16 protein-coding genes, 1 tRNA gene and 1 pseudogene are annotated in these 17,135 nt (G+C 47.1%); 9 read left to right on the top strand and 9 right to left on the bottom strand.

Annotated elements, in window-relative coordinates:
• Nucleotides 1-64: 64 nt before the first annotated feature.
• Genes fimI through sfmF form a run of 5 tightly spaced genes read left to right on the top strand, consistent with a single transcriptional unit; the run spans nt 65 to nt 5,501 of the window.
• On the top strand, nt 65-598 hold the full coding sequence (gene fimI / locus AC3ITF_RS16505) for a type 1 fimbrial protein subunit FimI (RefSeq protein ID WP_489176452.1): 534 nt from the start codon (nt 65-67) through the stop codon (nt 596-598).
• Nucleotides 599-639: 41 nt separating this feature from the next.
• Nucleotides 640-1,332 carry a type 1 fimbria chaperone FimC gene (gene fimC, locus AC3ITF_RS16500; RefSeq protein WP_489175854.1) on the top strand — a complete coding sequence of 231 codons (693 nt, stop codon included), beginning with the start codon at nt 640-642 and terminating at the stop codon, nt 1,330-1,332.
• A gap of 6 nt (nt 1,333-1,338) precedes the next feature.
• Nucleotides 1,339-3,951, top strand: coding sequence for a fimbrial biogenesis usher protein (locus tag AC3ITF_RS16495; RefSeq protein WP_489175853.1), 2,613 nt, complete (start codon nt 1,339-1,341; stop codon nt 3,949-3,951).
• A gap of 13 nt (nt 3,952-3,964) precedes the next feature.
• Nucleotides 3,965-4,972, top strand: coding sequence for a type 1 fimbria D-mannose specific adhesin FimH (gene fimH, locus AC3ITF_RS16490; protein WP_117342163.1), 1,008 nt, complete (start codon nt 3,965-3,967; stop codon nt 4,970-4,972).
• Nucleotides 4,973-4,982: 10 nt separating this feature from the next.
• A complete protein-coding gene (gene sfmF / locus AC3ITF_RS16485) occupies nt 4,983-5,501 on the top strand; it encodes a fimbria assembly protein (protein ID WP_489175852.1) in 519 nt (172 codons plus the stop codon).
• 37 nt (nt 5,502-5,538) lie between these two features.
• Here sfmF and fimZ read toward each other — a convergent pair whose 3' ends face one another.
• The 4 genes from fimZ to fimW form a co-directional block, all read right to left on the bottom strand.
• Entirely contained in the window at nt 5,539-6,171 is a 633-nt protein-coding gene (gene fimZ / locus AC3ITF_RS16480) for a fimbria biosynthesis transcriptional regulator FimZ (protein WP_117342165.1), read from the bottom strand.
• Nucleotides 6,172-6,761: 590 nt separating this feature from the next.
• Nucleotides 6,762-7,484: a fimbria biosynthesis regulator FimY gene (fimY, locus tag AC3ITF_RS16475; RefSeq protein ID WP_489175851.1), complete on the bottom strand. Its 723-nt coding sequence runs from the start codon at nt 7,482-7,484 to the stop codon at nt 6,762-6,764.
• Between the two features lie 22 nt (nt 7,485-7,506).
• The gene (locus tag AC3ITF_RS16470) at nt 7,507-8,232 is read right to left on the bottom strand and encodes an EAL domain-containing protein (RefSeq protein ID WP_182292460.1); all 726 of its coding nucleotides are present in this window, start codon (nt 8,230-8,232) and stop codon (nt 7,507-7,509) included.
• 164 nt (nt 8,233-8,396) lie between these two features.
• Nucleotides 8,397-8,990 (bottom strand): fimbria biosynthesis transcriptional regulator FimW, encoded by a 594-nt coding sequence (gene fimW, locus AC3ITF_RS16465; protein WP_117342168.1) that lies wholly within the window; start codon nt 8,988-8,990, stop codon nt 8,397-8,399.
• A gap of 37 nt (nt 8,991-9,027) precedes the next feature.
• On the opposite strand from fimW, the gene AC3ITF_RS16460 reads away from it, so the two are divergent.
• Both AC3ITF_RS16460 and AC3ITF_RS16455 read left to right on the top strand, forming a co-directional pair.
• The gene (locus tag AC3ITF_RS16460; RefSeq protein ID WP_115259164.1) at nt 9,028-9,207 is read left to right on the top strand and encodes a hypothetical protein; all 180 of its coding nucleotides are present in this window, start codon (nt 9,028-9,030) and stop codon (nt 9,205-9,207) included.
• A 39-nt stretch (nt 9,208-9,246) separates the two neighbouring features.
• Nucleotides 9,247-9,323, top strand: a tRNA-Arg gene (locus tag AC3ITF_RS16455).
• Between the two features lie 15 nt (nt 9,324-9,338).
• Here the strand turns inward: AC3ITF_RS16455 and AC3ITF_RS16450 are convergent.
• Nucleotides 9,339-10,472 (bottom strand): annotated as a pseudogene (locus AC3ITF_RS16450) (site-specific integrase); the annotation flags it as partial.
• A 38-nt stretch (nt 10,473-10,510) separates the two neighbouring features.
• Here AC3ITF_RS16450 and AC3ITF_RS16445 point away from each other — a divergent pair.
• Nucleotides 10,511-11,797: a hypothetical protein gene (locus AC3ITF_RS16445; RefSeq protein ID WP_489175850.1), complete on the top strand. Its 1,287-nt coding sequence runs from the start codon at nt 10,511-10,513 to the stop codon at nt 11,795-11,797.
• A 44-nt stretch (nt 11,798-11,841) separates the two neighbouring features.
• Here AC3ITF_RS16445 and AC3ITF_RS16440 read toward each other — a convergent pair whose 3' ends face one another.
• The 4 genes from AC3ITF_RS16440 to uspF all read right to left on the bottom strand — a co-directional run bounded on the left by AC3ITF_RS16440 (nt 11,842) and on the right by uspF (nt 15,595).
• Entirely contained in the window at nt 11,842-13,479 is a 1,638-nt protein-coding gene (locus AC3ITF_RS16440) for a DUF3329 domain-containing protein (RefSeq protein WP_489175849.1), read from the bottom strand.
• Nucleotide 13,480: 1 nt separating this feature from the next.
• Nucleotides 13,481-14,401 (bottom strand): glycosyltransferase family 2 protein, encoded by a 921-nt coding sequence (locus AC3ITF_RS16435; protein WP_489175848.1) that lies wholly within the window; start codon nt 14,399-14,401, stop codon nt 13,481-13,483.
• A complete protein-coding gene (locus tag AC3ITF_RS16430; protein WP_489175847.1) occupies nt 14,398-14,760 on the bottom strand; it encodes a GtrA family protein in 363 nt (120 codons plus the stop codon). Before AC3ITF_RS16430 ends, AC3ITF_RS16435 begins: the two co-directional genes overlap by 4 nt.
• Before the next feature lie 406 nt (nt 14,761-15,166).
• Nucleotides 15,167-15,595, bottom strand: coding sequence for a universal stress protein UspF (gene uspF, locus AC3ITF_RS16425; RefSeq protein ID WP_096757984.1), 429 nt, complete (start codon nt 15,593-15,595; stop codon nt 15,167-15,169).
• 445 nt (nt 15,596-16,040) lie between these two features.
• Here uspF and AC3ITF_RS16420 point away from each other — a divergent pair, with 445 nt between their 5' ends.
• Nucleotides 16,041-17,135, top strand: a complete 1,095-nt coding sequence (locus AC3ITF_RS16420; protein WP_489175846.1) for a NapC/NirT family cytochrome c — start codon at nt 16,041-16,043, stop codon at nt 17,133-17,135.

The following is a 17,135-nucleotide window of genomic DNA, read 5'->3' as shown; positions in this document are numbered from 1 at the left end:
GCGCAAGGAAGACGACAGCCTCAATGGATGAGGCAATATCCGGGGATGACGAAGGATGTGGCAACTGATTTTCAAAGGCATGACGCTGGCGGGAATGCTGTGCGTAATGCCTGCGCTTGCACACACGGTAATACTGGAAAGCGGTCGCCTTCACCTGCGTGGGCAACTGGTCAATGGGGCCTGTACGGTGGCCACCGATAGCCAGAACTTGCGGATACAGATGGGGCAGTATCGCACCAATGCATTTGGCGAACCGGGAAGCTTTGCCTCGACCAGCGTACCGTTTTCACTGCGCTTAACGTCCTGCAGTGCCGACGTTTATGACCATGTTGGGATTGCGTTTGCCGGCGTCACGCCTGCAGAAGATCCGCAGGTCTTTCTGGCCAGCGGTGAGGCGTCTGCGGCCTCGGGTATTGGCCTGGCATTATTTGATGAGGGGCAACGACAAATTATTCCGAATGCGCTGCCGCGTCATTACGCCCCAATTTTAACGCAGGAAATGACGTTTCACTTCACCGCGCGCTATCGGGCTGTCTCGGAAAAGATAACGCCAGGAACGCTTCGTTCAGACGTGTGGTTTACGTTGGTCTATCCCTGATTTATTTACCAACGATAATCACACCAAAGGTATTTGTAGCCATGTTTAATTATCTTAAATCAGGTTTTATTATTTTCCTCGCCTTATTTGTTTCCTGCAGTGCTCAGGCTGCTGGGGGAATTGCATTAGGTGCTACCCGCGTTATTTATCCCGCCGAGGCTAAACAAACATCGCTGGCTATTAGCAATAGCGATACTAAAGAACGTTTCCTGGTTAATTCATGGATTGAGAATAGCGCAGGCGTTAAAGAAAAAGCCTTTGTGGTGACGCCTCCACTGTTTGTCAGCGAGCCCAAAAGTGAAAATACGCTGCGCATTATCTATGCCGGTCAGCCACTGCCTACAGACCGCGAATCGCTGTTCTGGATGAACGTGAAGGCGATCCCGTCAGTCAATAAAGACAGCCTTGAGGGTAAAAACGTTCTGCAACTGGCGATTTTGTCGCGTATTAAACTCTTTGTCCGCCCAAATAACCTGCCACAGGTACCGGAAGACGCGCCCGGCATGTTGCAATTTTCCCGTTCCGGCACGCAGCTGAAAATTACGAATCCGTCAGCGTATTACGTCACGCTGGTTAACCTCAATGTGGGAAAAACGAAGGTTGATAACGTCATGGTGGCACCGAAGAACGCGGCGCAGATCCCGCTGCCTGCGGGCGTTCAGGGCAGCGTGACGTTCCAGACGGTTAATGACTACGGCGCAGTGACACCTGCCAAAACGGTTAGCGTGCGTTGATAAACGATGAATAAGACAACGTACTTACCTGGCCGGTTACCGGGGATTACGCCACCGCTGGCGGGCGTGGCGTTGTCCACGCTGGCTGCCTTATTTCCGCTGTCAGGCCACGGGGAAAGCTATTTTAACCCGGCATTTTTATCTGCGGATACGGCGTCCGTGGCGGATTTGTCGCGTTTTGAAAAAGGGAATCACCAGCCTGAGGGCGTCTACCGCGTGGATATCTGGCGCAATGATGAATTTATTGCCACCCAGGATGTTCATTTTGCCACCAGTAAGGCGAGTACCGGCGAGAAATCTGGTGGGCTGACGCCATGTTTTGGTCTCGATTGGGTTAAGCGCCTGGGGGTCAACACGGCGGCGTTTCCGGCGCTCAGTCAGGACCCGAACAGTACCTGTATTAATTTGCCCGAGGCTATCCCCGGCAGCGAAATCGCCTTCGATTTCTCTACGCTGCGCCTGAACATCAGCTTGCCGCAGGCCAGTATGCTGAATAGCGCGCGGGGATATATTCCGCCTGAGGAATGGGATGAAGGGATCCCGGCTGCGCTGGTGAACTACAGCTTTACCGGCAGTCGTGGCAGCGATTCTGACAGCTATTTCTTAAGCATGTTGAGCGGCCTGAACTATGGCCCCTGGCGGCTGAGAAACAACGGCGCCTGGAGCTATTCCAAAGGCGACGGATATCACTCGCAGAGCTGGAAAAACATCGGTACCTGGCTTCAGCGCGCCATTATCCCGCTGAAAGGTGAGCTGGTGATGGGCGACAGCAACACCGGTAACGACGTCTTTGACAGCGTCGGGTTTCGCGGGGCGCGGCTCTACTCGTCAGACAGCATGTATCCGGATAGCTTGCAGGGGTACGCGCCAACGGTTCGCGGCATTGCCCGTACGGCGGCGAAACTGACCATTCGCCAGAACGGTTATGTTATCTATCAAAGCTATGTGTCGCCTGGGGCGTTCTCGATTACCGATCTTAACCCGACGTCGTCCAGCGGTGACCTGGAGGTGACGGTAGATGAAAAAGATGGCAGCCAGCAGCGCTATACCGTCCCGTACTCCACGGTTCCACTGTTACAGCGCGAAGGGCGACTGAAATACGACCTGGTGGCCGGGGATTTCCGCAGCGGTAACAGCCAGCAGTCATCACCGTTTTTTGTCCAGGGCACGTTAATCGCCGGGCTACCTGAAGGCTATACGGCCTATGGCGGCACGCAGTTGGCCTCTCGTTACCGCGCGCTGGTGTTCGGTACTGGGCGCAACCTCGGCGACTGGGGCGCGGTCTCCGTCGATTTAACCCATGCGCGCAGCCAACTGGCGGATGACAGTACCCACCAGGGGCAATCGCTGCGTTTTCTGTACGCAAAATCACTGAATAATGTCGGCACCAACTTCCAGTTACTGGGATATCGCTATTCGACCCGGGGGTTTTATACCCTCGACGACGTGGCGTATCGCAATATGGAAGGTTACGAGTACGAATACGACAGCGAAGGCAATCGCCATAAAGTGCCGGTGGTCCAGAGCTATCACAATCTGAGCTACAGCAAAAAAGGCCGTTTTCAGATCAACATCTCGCAGAATCTCGGAGATTACGGATCGCTGTATGTCTCAGGCAGTCAGCAAACTTACTGGAATACGTCCGATACCAACACCTGGTATCAGCTCGGCTATGCCAGCGGCTGGCAGGGGATTAGCTATTCGCTCTCCTGGTCGTGGAACGAATCGGTAGGGATTGCCGACACCGACAGGATTCTGGCCTTCAATATGTCGGTGCCGTTTAGCCTGTTGACCGGGCGACGCTACACGCGCGATAACGCGCTCGATCGCACCTATGCCACCTTCAACGCTAACCGCAATAGCAACGGACAAAACAGCTGGCAGAGCGGGATTGGCGGGACGTTGCTTGACGGGCGCAACCTGAGCTACAGCGTAAACCAGGGGCACAGCAGCACCAACGGTTACAGCGGTAGCGCCAGCGCAAACTGGCAGGCGACCTATGGCACGCTGGGTATGGGATACAACTACGACCGCGACCAGCATGACTATAACTGGCAGCTCTCCGGCGGCGTGATTGGGCATGCGGACGGAATCACCCTGAGCCAGCCGCTGGGCGATACCAATGTGCTGATCAAAGCACCAGGCGCCCAGGGAGTAAGGATAGAGAACCAGACCGGGGTGCAGACCGACTGGCGTGGCTACGCGGTCATGCCGTACGCCACCGTCTATCGCTATAACCGTGTGGCGCTGGATACCAATTCAATGAACAACCATACCGATGTGGAAAATAACGTCAGCAGCGTAGTACCGACACAGGGGGCGCTGGTAAGAGCGGCGTTTGATACACGTATCGGCGTACGCGCGTTAATTACGGTGCAACAGGCGGGTAAACCGGTGCCGTTTGGCTCCATTGTGCGTGAAACCGCCAGCGGCGTAACCAGCATGGTGGGAGACGATGGACAAATCTACCTGAGCGGTTTGCCGCTAAAAGGTGAGTTGCTGATCCAGTGGGGCGAAGGCGCGAACGCGCGCTGTACGGCGCACTATGCCTTGCCTGAGGAGAGCCTGAAACAGGCGGTAACGCTCACCAATGTGACCTGCGAACGCCCGTCGGCATGAAAGGAATAATACGATGAAACGACAAACTGGTTGGTTACTCGGGAGCGCTTTACTGCTGCTGGCAAATTCGTCATGGGCCACGGTCTGCCAGAATTCGAATGGCACGCCGACGGATGTGTTTTACGATCTGTCGAACGTCTTTAACAGCAGTAATAACCGCCCCGGTCAGGTCGTGACGTTGCCGGAAAAGTCCGGCTGGGTTGGGGTTAATGCGACCTGTCCTGCGGGGACGACGGTAAATTACACCTACCGCAGCTACGTGACGGAACTCCCGGTGCAAAGTACGGAAGGGGGCTTTCAGTATTTGAAGCTGAATGATTACCTGTTGGGGGCTATGAGTATCACCGACAGCTATGCCGGGCTGTTTTATCCTCCACGTAACGATATTCGTATGGGAACTCACCCAAACGTACCTAAGCAGAAACCCTTTGGCGTCATGGATTCAAAGCTGGTATTCAAATTAAAAGTGATCCGCTCATTTATTAACATGGTACCAATCCCCCGCCAAACGATGTTTAGGGTCTATGTCACGACCAGCATCGGCGATGCCCTGAGTGTGCCGGTATACACCATCAGCTACAGCGGCAAGGTCGAGGTGCCGCAAAACTGCGAAGTGAATGCCGGACAGGTTGTCGAGTTTGATTTTGGTGATATCGGCGCGTCGTTGTTTAGCAAAGCTGGGGCTGGAAATCGGCCAGAAGGCGTTAACCCGCAGACTAAAACGATGGCCATAAAATGTACCAATGTTGCCGCGCAGGCCTACCTGACCATGCGCGTGGAGGCTGAAAGATCTTCGGGGCAAATGATGGTGTCGGACAACGCCGATTTAGGCTTTATTGTTGCCGACAGCAGCGGCGTACCGCTAACCCCTAACAACCTGTCCAGCACCATTCCGTTTCGCCTGGATGATAACGCCGCGGCGAGCGTCAGTATCCGGGCGTGGCCGGTTAGCGTGACGGGCAATAAACCGGCGGAAGGGCCATTTACTGCCCGTGGATATCTGCGAGTAGATTATGACTAAGAGGCGCGCAATGGTCATTCGCATACTGTTGGTGGTTGCTGCCTTGCTGTCGTTTACCTCGCTAAGTCGGGCGGATACGTCGTTGGGCGAGATCAATATTGAGTTGCGCGGTAATGTAGTGGACTTTACCTGTGCCGTGATTGCCAGCGACAGCAATAAATACGTGGACCTCGGTACCTGGCCGACAAAGCAGTTAAAAACCAGTGGTGATACCACCCAACCGGTTCCTTTTTCGCTAAAGCTGGAAGGCTGCCCGCCTGGGTCGGCGTCAATCACCTTTTCCGGTACGCCGGCAGCGGGTACCACGCTACTGGCGCTGGATAATACGGCGATGGCGCAAAAGGTGGCGATTGAACTGCATGACAGCGATCGTACACGGTTGCCGCTCGAACAGGTGAGCCAGACGGTGAGTATTGACGAAAATGGCAATGCCACACTGACCTTTTTCGCCAACTATATTGCCTTAGCGGATGGGGTCCAGCCCGGACTTGCCAGGGCTGATGCGACGTTTATGATCAACTATAACTGACCACTCACTCCCGAACGTCATCTCGTCGGGAGTGGTGTTACATTAATTCATGCATTTTCGCATAATCGATCAGCTCGACAATGGTATGCAAACCAAGTTTGGAGTAGATATTGGCTTTGTGCGCACTGATCGTTTTATTGCTGAGTAATAGCTGCTCTGCAATTTCTTTATTGGATAACCCATTTGCCAGATAACGTAGCACCGTGACCTCGCGATTGGAAAGCGGCATGTCATTCAGCTCTCCTTTACGTATATTAATGTTATTAATAAAGTTAAGCGTATCTGACGGGAAAAAAGAATAACCGGATAAGATCATTTTCACCGCATTGTAGATATCATTCAGGTCCTTGCGTTTACTGACAAAACCATTTGCACCTGCCCGGATAGCGCGTCCGGCGTAAAAAGATTCTGATTTTGAGGACAGAAACAGAACCCGCGTCTTTTCCTGCAGTGATTTAATTCTCTTGAGTAGGGTAAATCCATCGGCACCAGGCAGTTCAATGTCCAGAATGACGAGATCGACAGGATAGGTGCGTAGGTGATCAATTGCTGTACGACTGTCGTCAGTTTTCAGTACCACTTCGATATTACTATTTTTTTCGAGCAGCACTTCTATCGACATTCTGACAATAGGGTGTTCGTCCATAATGATAACGGATGCTGGTTTCATTGTTGTATGCCTCAAACTGTTCGTGTATCTTGCGATTTTGATAAAACATCAGGCGTTATTAATATTGTCAAATAGCCAAGGGTTGTTCTGCGAGAAGAACCGAATAAATAAGACTTCATCCTTGTTTATTCAGCCGTTCTTGGTAAGAACAATGAGTGTGTGGAATATCCATTTCACACCAGGAAAAATTTACAATTAATCATTAAACAGTAGGGATTATACCTACTCTACTCATTCGGAAAAGTCTTGCGGTAAGTAACTTCTTAATGGCTGTTACGATATCCTGAAAGAACCCAATATGCTTACGATTGTTAGTATTATTTTCCTTCTGTTTTAATTATGGCAGATTGAAAGTTTTTTTAAAATACTAAAAACAACACAACAGGCTGATTGTTTAGGTTTTGTTAAGGAGGTCTTAGATGGCCATTACGACGTAATGCACAGAGTTCGTAGGGTTAAGTGCTTTGCACGCCGCAGGCATAATACCAGGATTAGTTGTAAATATTAAATTTATGTAAAAATTACATGGGGCGTCTCAGTAATAAATAAGTAATTTCCTAAAAAATCTTATTTCACAAAGGTTTATGGTGTTAAATTAAATGATGAGAGGTAGCGTTAAGACGGTGTATCAGATGCAAAAAACGTTGGCGGTGTGGCAATCCGAGGTGCGTAATCAGTTGATTCAGACGATAGATAACCCGGTGGTAAGGCCGGTTTTGTATGCAGGCAATCTTTTTTAAGGATTCACCTTGCAATAGTAATGAAACCATCTCCCAGTCAGCCAGGTTTAAACGCGAAGAATGAATATTATTTAGATTTGGCGATAATAAAGCGTGACGTATGTCTGCAAGGCGCTGACGGCGGGGGAGAACATAAAAAGGACCGGTCATGGCAATAAATTTACCCAGACTTTCGTCATTATCGTTGAGTAATAAAAAAATCTGTATGTCATTACGCTGTTTAACCAGCAGGCGTAACTGTTGGAGCGTCTCGAAATATGAGAATGGCAATCCTTCCATATCAATCACTAACTGACTGGATTCAGGGGATTGCAGACTGTCGAGCGCCGACTCAAAATTCTGGAAAACAGCCGTACGGGTACCTGAAAATAAATAGCGGTTCAGTGTAAATGCGAGATAGTAATCAGTGGTGATAATTGCCTGAGATACAGTGTCTCCCGGTAATGTATAATTGATTTTTTGTGCCAGATACTCAAGCCGGTCAAATACCTGCGGCGCACAGTGATGATATTGATGGGTACAGTGAGTGTTTTGTAAACGGCGATGTCGTTCCCGACGTAGTACGCTGCGCATCCTTCCTGTTTTCCTTTCCGTTTTATTTCTCCTGCCCTGGATAAATGGCGGTCCATAAATACCCCTGACCCAATTTTGCGCCGGCTCGCTGGGCAATTTCCTTGTGCGTTTGGGTTTCAATCCCTTCGACAATCACCTGATTTGCGATTGCTTGTCCTTTCTTAATGATCTGCTGGAGCCTGCTGGGTTTTTTACTCAGTGTCCAAAAGGTATTTTTATCCAGTTTAATGCCTGACAGGTGCCAATTAGCCTCAATGAATGCGATGAGTAATTCTTCATTGACGTCATCCATCCAGATAGGGGTGCCTGACGCTTCAACATGCTGCATAGCGTTATACGCCACATGGCGTTGAGCAACATTGAGCAAAAGGAATGTAGCAGGGTCCTGTATTTCGATGACAAGGTTAGGTGGATACGTAACATCACGGCAATGAAATGACGTCCAGTTCAGAAAGGCCTTCATCGGCAGGTTCAGTGAATAAACGTAGCCGGGCTGATAATGTACGATGTTGGCTATTTGGCGATAAAACAGGCTTTGTTGTTGTGCGAAAGAAAGCTGGCGAAAATAGTTCTCGCTATTCATTTTTCGCGGGAGGTGGGTCAGGACTTCAAAGCCGTATCGGTGCGAAGTCGATAACTCGACAATGGGTTCTAATTTCAGTGTTGAAAGTAGAACGTTAGCATCATTTTTTATTGAAGGATGTGCGTACTCATATTTATCGTTGCACAATAACAGGCTCGGCATCATGATATTCTCCCACGCGGAGCAAATATTACCGAGAGTGTTTTATTTTTACCCCGGAAATAACACATAGGCATTATTGTGGCAGCATAGAAATGGGGGCAGTAGGCGCATATACTTAATTGCACATGAGACATTTCTCATAAAGTTTCCAGCGCATAAGAAACGGTTCAATTTTGTAGAAAACTCAGGTTAACCCTGATGTATCTTAAGAATTGTTGTTCATTTTTCACCTGCAGTTTTCTCATAATACTCCGACGCGTTACCTTCGCTTCTACCTCACTAAGTGCAAGAAGCTGTGCGGTTTCGGCGGAGGTATATCCGCTGGCGAGGAACATTAAAAACTGACGCTCTGCAATGGAAAAGTTGCGGGTGGTGCAGTAGTGACAGATGGTGGCAGGGACGCTGGAACGGAGTGCGCGTTTTTGCAAAATGAGTACCATTTTTTTGCCGATCTCTTCGACATCATCTTCGCGATAAATCAGCGGTAGCATGTACAGGCAGGGCCTGAACATCAGCTTATCTTTATCGCATTTGCTGCAAATAATGACCCGATGCTGGTGACGGGTGTGGTGGGGAATTTCGTAACAGCCCGCGCTGAGCCACTCTTCATCCAGCGATAAAAAGGCGATGTCTGCACGATCGATATCGTCGACAGGCAAGAAGCAAATCTCCTGACGCCACTGATTCGTCAGACGAGTAATGATGATTTTCAGACCATGTTCGAAGTGACTATTTTCGTCTTTGATGGCGATACTTAACATTGAAGGGATCCTAAACCGCAGGGAAGGGTGTAGGAGAATGTTAAGCAAAATCATTAATTTTCTAAATACATTTAACCTTAAACCGGGCTTTACGGCGCCTCAGTTGTTACCAGGTGATTTCCTGGATACCCGTGGACGAGCAGAAAAAACCACCATTCGTACACTTCGCAAGCAACCAGAACAAAAGGCATTGACTCAGCAGGCGCTGACCGTATAATTCACGCGTTTCATCCGCATGAAGTCTTCACTTCGCAATGCGCCCTTAGCTCAGTTGGATAGAGCAACGGCCTTCTAAGCCGTAGGTCGTAGGTTCGAATCCTACAGGGCGTACCATTATATTTCAGTAACTTAACCATTTTCTGCAAGTTCCTTATTTTCCAGATGGGACATATTTGGGACATCATCACTGAAAATTGAGTCAATTTGCTTCGCGTGTTCCGTTAAATGGTTCGGCGCAAGGTGAGCGTATCGACGTACCATTTCGATGCTCTCCCATCCTCCCATTTCCTGCAGAACAGAAAGCGGCACTCCGGACTGAATCAGCCAACTGGCCCACGTGTGTCTCAGGTCGTGGAATCGGAAATCCTCAATACCGGCCCGGCGGCAAGCTGCGTTCCATGCACGCTGATCATCGACGCGCATCTTTCTCACGGTTGGCGTTTTTGACCCATCAGGCCGGATGCCTTCTTTCGTATGCACGAACACCCATTTATGATGCTTGCCAATCTGGTCACGCAAAACCTTACAGGCAGTGTCATTCAGCGCTATGCCAATAGCGCGGTTTGACTTGCTGTCTTCAGGGTTCACCCAGGCAACACGACGTTGCATGTCGATCTGCTGCCATTCCATATTGATGATGTTCGAACGACGCAGGCCGGTTGCCAGCGCAAACTTAACAACCGACTTTAACGGCTCCGGACATTCATCAATCAGCCTTTTCGCCTCATCTGCCTCCAGCCACCGGACGCGTTTATTGCGCACCGATGGAACCTTGATTACCGGCGCTTTCTCCAGCCATTTCCAGTCACGTTCTGCCGCCCGCAGAATTGCCTTCATCAATGCCAGATGTTTGGCCTTGGTGGAGGTGGTGACCGGTTTAGCTGAATAGACTGGCGCTGGTTCTCTATTCTTCTGCGCCGCTGCAGCTTTAATTTTCCATATCTCAAGTTGCTTGCGGTTGCTCATCTTGTTCACTGCTGAGTAAATCTTTTGCTCGGTCACATCCTTTAACCGGATCCCCTCAAAATGCGCCAGCCAGAAAGCCATACGGCTGCGGTCATCCTTCAGTGATTTCTTCTCTGCCTTTTCCTCCAGCCATCGCATGCAGGCATCATCAAACATTACGTCAGGGAAATCTCCGAGTCGGTCTACTCGCCACAATTCAGCTTTGCGCTTGTCATGTAGCTCAGTAGCGAGCCGCTTGTCGGAAGTCCCAAGGCTTTCCTTAATTCGCTTCCCGCCCGGTGTCGAGTAGGACGCGTAATCATGCGTTGCTTGGTAGGATGATTATTAGGTGTGACATGGTATGGGATGGCAGGGTGCCAAATGGTGAGTTTACGATTCTGCATGTGAAAGGAAACCATATCAGAGGAATATCGTGTAAGAACCTAATCTTCCAGGGTATTCAGCATATAAATGTTGAGAATATTGATACTATAGGTGATGTAACAATAAAGGGTTCAACAAGTGCTCTTCCAATCCCTGGGCTTTCGACATGGGGGGGCGGTAGTTATTGGAATAACTTCTCTCGTATAAAGACCTGGACGACTTCCGGAGGCGGTAAGCTTTATATTAATATTTTTGAAGGCTCTGTAAACCAAAATACCTTCACTCAAATTAGCGGTGGTGGTTTGGTAATTCTTGGCCAAGGGGTTGGATCTGGAGGTGGTAACTATGAGGGTAATGCAAATGTGTTTATTAGTGTTGACACATCAGGGTCATCTGATTACCTACTTGATAACCAATCTATTCCTGCTCAGTTAAACTATGTATATGGACTATATGGAGAAGTGACTGGTAACGGCAAGGTTAGGGGGCCTTGGTCAATATTTGGTGGTAGAGTTCAGTTCAATGGCTGGGTATCAACTATGAGCCATATGACATCAGCGCTTGGATTAGATCCAACTGCAGGGCAGCAAGGAGGTGAGACTATAAGCCTATCCTGCAATAACCTTTGTCCATCTGGTGATTGGTCTGTTCTTAACGAGAAAGGATTTCCAGAGGATTATTCACTGCTAACAATACCAGGAGAGGCAATATCATTTGATGATGCATTGGAACCAGGTGGGGCAGGAAGATACTTTGGAGTAAGTAATGCATCGGTGAGATGTAGAATAATTGCCAACCTTACTAAAACACAGTCAGGATATATAAGAGGGGCATTTTTCTACAGGGGCGATGATCCGGTGGAAATTGTTATCGAGGACCAGTCAGGTTCCAATACTATCTATATGCCTATTGATAAATATACTCTAATGGGAACTAGTAATGGATGGAGATTATACCGCATATCGGCTCCAACTAATGATAAAACAAAGGCGTATAGATTAAGGATCACGGTTGATGCTGGTAAAACAGGAGTTATTGGTTGCTCTTATTTTAGTAGTTATAACGCTTGCATGTTACCAACATTTTGCGGATGGAGTAAGTCAATAATGAGAAATAGTGGGACGCCAACAATCCCTGTAACAATAACTCCAATTGGTTTTATGTGTTACCGAGCATCACCTGCATCATTTCCTTCTGATCCAGTAATAGCATGGCAATGGAATGGTACGAGTTGGCTTAAGATGAACGCATCTGCGTAAAAAACCCCTGGCATAGATATGATTACTTTGCCGGGGGTTTTTTATTAATCAACTTTAATAATTAAATCTGTTTTTCTTACCGAGCCACTAAAAACGCCTACATGTATGTAATCTACGTTGCTGGTATCTGCTTTTATGCCAGTGACAAAATCTTTATCAATCATCATCGACTTGGGATAGCAGTCGTAATTTTTAAATTTACTCTTGTCTTTATAGTATACATGTATGAAAAGCTTATCTTCTCCATTGTCAGGTAGTGACATATTACGATTGGTAATAAATATCAGATACCCCTTGTTAGATATGTATAATTTCTTCAATATAGCTTGTTTCGGTATTAGCTCTTTGTTGACAACAATTTCTTTGCTATTCAAAATTGATGAGTAATCAAAGTTGGAGTAGCCGACATCTATGGAATTTACTCCAAAGAAAGCACCGTATGACCATTTGTTATGATACAAATCAAATTTATATCTGTCGCTAGATAGTTGGCCAAAGAAGAAATTTGGAATTTTAAAGTCGCGGCGGCCTTCATTCTTAAGTCTTTCAATTAGAGCCATTCTAATCTTGTCTTGGTCAAACGTATTTGAATACTCTTTGTGCATTAGGTAATACGCAGGTACGAAGAAAGGCATTATTGATAACAATATTAATACAAGGCCACAACCAACTGTTTTTTTATTATCTTCAGATACTGTTTGCCCAATCATCAAAGAAAGCGAAATCATCAAAAGTACAAGAGTACCATTTCCTGATCGCGGGGGGTAAGATGGCGCGGCAAACATTACCAACATGGATGCAATTGCTGCGACCACAAAAACCAAGCATAGAGTGGAGTTAATATTTATTCGGGATTTATCGCTATTATTTCTAAGAGAAAATAAGATAGAGACAACTGCCATAACCAACAGTAACGCCCAGAAGTGCTCTGCCATGGTTGGAATTCTATAAGTTACATGCTCGAATAGCCTACTAATAAGAGGCTTGCTGAACCATTCCTCAAAGAACTTTGCTCGCTCCATATTACCTGGAGAAAGTAATAGCACCAAGCAACCTATAACATTCAACACCAAATACCAGATGGTTTTTTTATAATCTCCATTTCTTATGATGAACTGGTAAATCACATATGAAGCAGTCAAGAGAATAACTACGACAGATGTATTCTCATTTGAGCATCCAGCAAAGAAGGCGAACAAAGAAGTTACTACAACATTTACTTTTCTTTTAATGCACAATAAGAAGCAAACTATGAACATATTTGTCCATAGGTAATTTGCAGAGCCAACAATCCAGAAAGTTGTTTGCCCAAGGTTGCTATTGGCAATGTAGTACAGAGCTGATATTAACAGGACTGAAATGGAGTCTTTGAAGTTAATATTCTTTTCTTGTTTCCCGAAAAGAACTATAGACCAAATTAAAACAACCAAGGCAAGTGAGTTAATAATCGCTCTCAACCAATGAGGAAGAAGCAGAAGAATCGGACTTATATAGTCTGAAACAACCCTGCCACTCCATTTTACATAATGGTTGTAATGACTTTCAAGCGTTAAGCCCTTTATAGCATAGAGATAGTCATCAGAATGCATAGGTGTTTTTAGCGCTATTAAAAATGTTAGCGCAAAACAAATAGCAAGCGATAAAAGAAACGTCTGAGATTCCTTTTTTTTAATGCAATACACGTTATAACCCCTTCCTTTTCAATATGTATTTTGGTCTTTTCTTGGTCTCAATGTAAATGCGCCCCATATACTCACCAAGAACGCCAATCCCAATCAATTGCACTCCACCAAGGAAGAGGATAGCGGTCATTAACGATGGATAGCCAGGGACTGGATTACCCCAGATTAGCTTATCGATAATCATCCACCCTGCGTACAGAAATGCGAATAATGAAACACTCAGTCCAATATACGTCCAGATACGAAGAGGGAACGTGGAGAAACTGGTAATTCCTTCCAGCGCAAGATTCCACAGTTTCCACCCGTTAAACTTTGTTGTTCCAGCAACGCGTTCTGCTCGTGCGTATTCAACCACTTCTACGTTACCGCCGACCCAACTCAAAATCCCTTTCATGAAAAGGTTACGCTCTGGCATTTGCTTGATGTTTTCAACTACTTCGCGGGACATAAGCCGGAAGTCGCCAACATTCTCTTCGATTTTCGGATTGCTGATTTTGTTGTGAAGTTTATAGAACCATTCTGCAGATTTCCGCTTCAGTCGGCTATCAGTTGAACGGTCAGAGCGCTTTGCAAGCACCATATCAGCGCCAGTCTTCCACCTTTCGATCAGGTTTGGGATGACCTCCACTGGGTCCTGCAAATCGACGTCAATTGGAATTACTGCGTCACCAGTTGCATGGTCAAGCCCGGCGAAAAGTGCCGGCTCTTTTCCGAAATTACGGGTGAATGACAGAGGAACCACAAGCGGATCGGCAACAGCAAGCGCGTTTATGATTGATTCTGTTGCGTCTTTGCTACCGTCGTTAATGAAGACTATTTCCACCTCATATTTTTTCAGCTCGTCGTAACCGCGAACCGTTTTATAAAAAATAGGTATAGCGTCTTCTTCGTTAAAGACCGGAACGACCAAAGAAATTTTCATTTCGCATCCCTAAAGACAATGAATTTCGAGTAAATAAAACCGCATACCAGGCTGATAGCGGAAAAGGTTACGAGCGTTACTATTGGTACCAGGCCTGATTTATCTGCTGCCCAGCCAACAACCGCACTAAGAGTTCCCATGAACCCGACGTAGAGCATGTAGCGCATAGTTGTGGTTGATGCCTTGAAGGTGAATTTTGCATTAGCAAAGAAACTGAACGACACAGATACAACGAATCCTGCAAAGTTACCGAGAGCCTGCCCCGTATGAAATGCGTATATGCAAATGGCGAACACTACCCAATGGATGAGCGTGTTGATAACACCTATTGATGTGTACCTGGCGAATAGCTTTAACATTATAAAAATCAGTGAATTCTTAGAGGCCGAAAGTTTAGCATCTGAATGGGGAACGATCGACCTGTGATGTTGGTGGGTGAGACAAAAACGGGACACACAAAGCTTTGCATCGGTTTGTAAGGCTTTGCATGTTTTTCGAAGATGGGACGTGTGAGCGCAGTGTTGGCGGGGTATGTTATTAACTTAGAAGGTGGTTCTAGGAACTTCTAAGCCGTAGGTCGTAGGTTCGAATCCTACAGGGCGTACCATTTTACAGCATTCCTCTCTAATCATCCCTGTCGTATTCGCCATTGCAACAAACCACCATTCGCTCCGTATTTGACTTTTTCTGCGAGACTCAGGAAATCCGAAACGAATAAGAACGGGAGCTGATTCGCTCCCGTATGTATGGTCTTTTGTCGGCATGTCACCGCACTACAAGCACCGGGCATTTTGCGTGGCGCACCACGGCGGAGGCCGTTGAACCCAGCAGATAAGTGCTAAAACCCGGCTTATGCGAACCGATGATGACGAGTTCTGCATCTACCGCTTCCGCTAACTTTAAGATCTGATCTTTAGGCGGGCCGTAAACGACGTGCAGTTCCGTCCTGCCGGCAGGAATGTTGAATTGTTTAACAATCTCTTGCAGCTTTTCGGTGGCCTTAGCTTGAATGCCACTTCTGTCCGGGAATTCATTGGAGTAGGCCAGTCCCAGTGATGCGTAGAATGGGACAGTAGGGATAACGGCTAAAAAATGGACCTTTGCGGTTTTTGCGTGCGCCTCGACCTGTGGGATCACCTGACGCGTTACATCGGTTTCAGAGATATCAATCGGCACCAGAATAGAACGATACATATTCACCACCTCTTGTTTGTTATACCGCCATCCTGAGTGTAGCGAATTGATAACCTGTATAATAAGCAGCCAGATCAAGAATAGGTGCTTATCTCCCTATCTCATACCTGGTGAAAGAGATTCATTTTTTTCCTTTTCATTATGTATTTATTTATATAACGTAGTATTTTTTGGGGGGGATAGATGCCCCTGGACTGGGTCTTCCACTTTTTAAACTGATATTTTATTTAATAATGGGTTATTAAACTTATCGCTAGGTTTATTGTTCTGTTTTTATGTTGAATTTTAAAGAAAAACCTCTGTTGTAATAAATATGCGATCGCCTTCAAACTTGCCTATCTGCTGATTCTCATTTCCTTCTGGCCTTGATGAATATCAATAAGTAACCCAGCCAGTGTAATTACTGTCTACCTATTAAAGGGTAGGTTGCCTGTGGGAATGAAAAATGAGAAAAATAAATAAAACTATTCTATGGACAATGCTGCTGTGCATTGTTCTGGGGGCTGTGATCGTTTTGGCTGGGCAATGGACATTACATAAAACGTCGAGTACTGAATTTTGTCTGTCATGCCATACGATGCAAGCACCTAATGAGGAATATACCGGTTCGGTCCATTTTCAAAATAAGAAAGGTATTCGCGCTGAATGTGCGGATTGTCATATTCCACAAGGAGGACTTGATTTCCTGGTTGCCAAACTCCGGGCAACAAAAGATGTTTATCATCAGTTCGTTACTAAGAAAATTGATACCCCAGAAAAGTTTGAAGAACATCGCCTGGAAATGGCGCAAACCGTGTGGGCGCAACTGAAAGCCAGCGACTCGGCGACTTGTCGCAGTTGCCACAGTATGGATGCGATGGATCTTGCTGCACAAAGCGCCGATGCGCAGAAAATGCACAAAATGGGGATTGCGGAAAAACAAACCTGTATTGATTGCCACAAAGGCGTCGCTCATTTCCCTCCTGAAATAAAAATGGATGACAGTGCTCTAAAAGGGCTCGAAGCACAGTCTGCCTCTACGCCTGCAACGGCAGAAAAACTTTATGCCGTCAGTAATACCCCACTCGGGGATCTGGGAACGGTTTATCCGGCGACCCAAATGCAGGTACTGAAATCAATGGAAAATTCACGGCTGGTGGAGATCCGCGGCAGCCAGATGCAGGGAAGTGAACAGGTTATTTACTACGCGGCTGGGCAGCGTTTGATCCTTGCAAGCCTCAGTGAAAAAGGACAGCAATCGCTCAAGGTTCTCTCCGACTGGAAAAAGGATGACTACGGCAATACGTGGCGGGACGTGGCTCTGCAAGGAGAATGGAGTGGCTCCGCGCTCGCCAGTCGCGAACCGATGTGGGATTACGCCCGCAAGCTCGACAATGTGTATTGCGCAGGTTGCCATGCACCGATTCCTGCTAATCACTTTACGCTCAACGCCTGGCCTTCAGTGGCAAAAGGGATGGGCGCGCGCACCAATATCAGTGAAAACGAACTGGATATCCTGAGCCGTTACTTCCAGTACAACGCGAAAGACATGAACAAATAA

The sequence above is a fragment of the Citrobacter sp. KH_055_1 genome, from assembly GCF_057838705.1.
The sequence above is the reverse complement of the archived record's forward strand: the minus strand, read 5'-3'. Positions and strand labels throughout refer to the sequence as shown.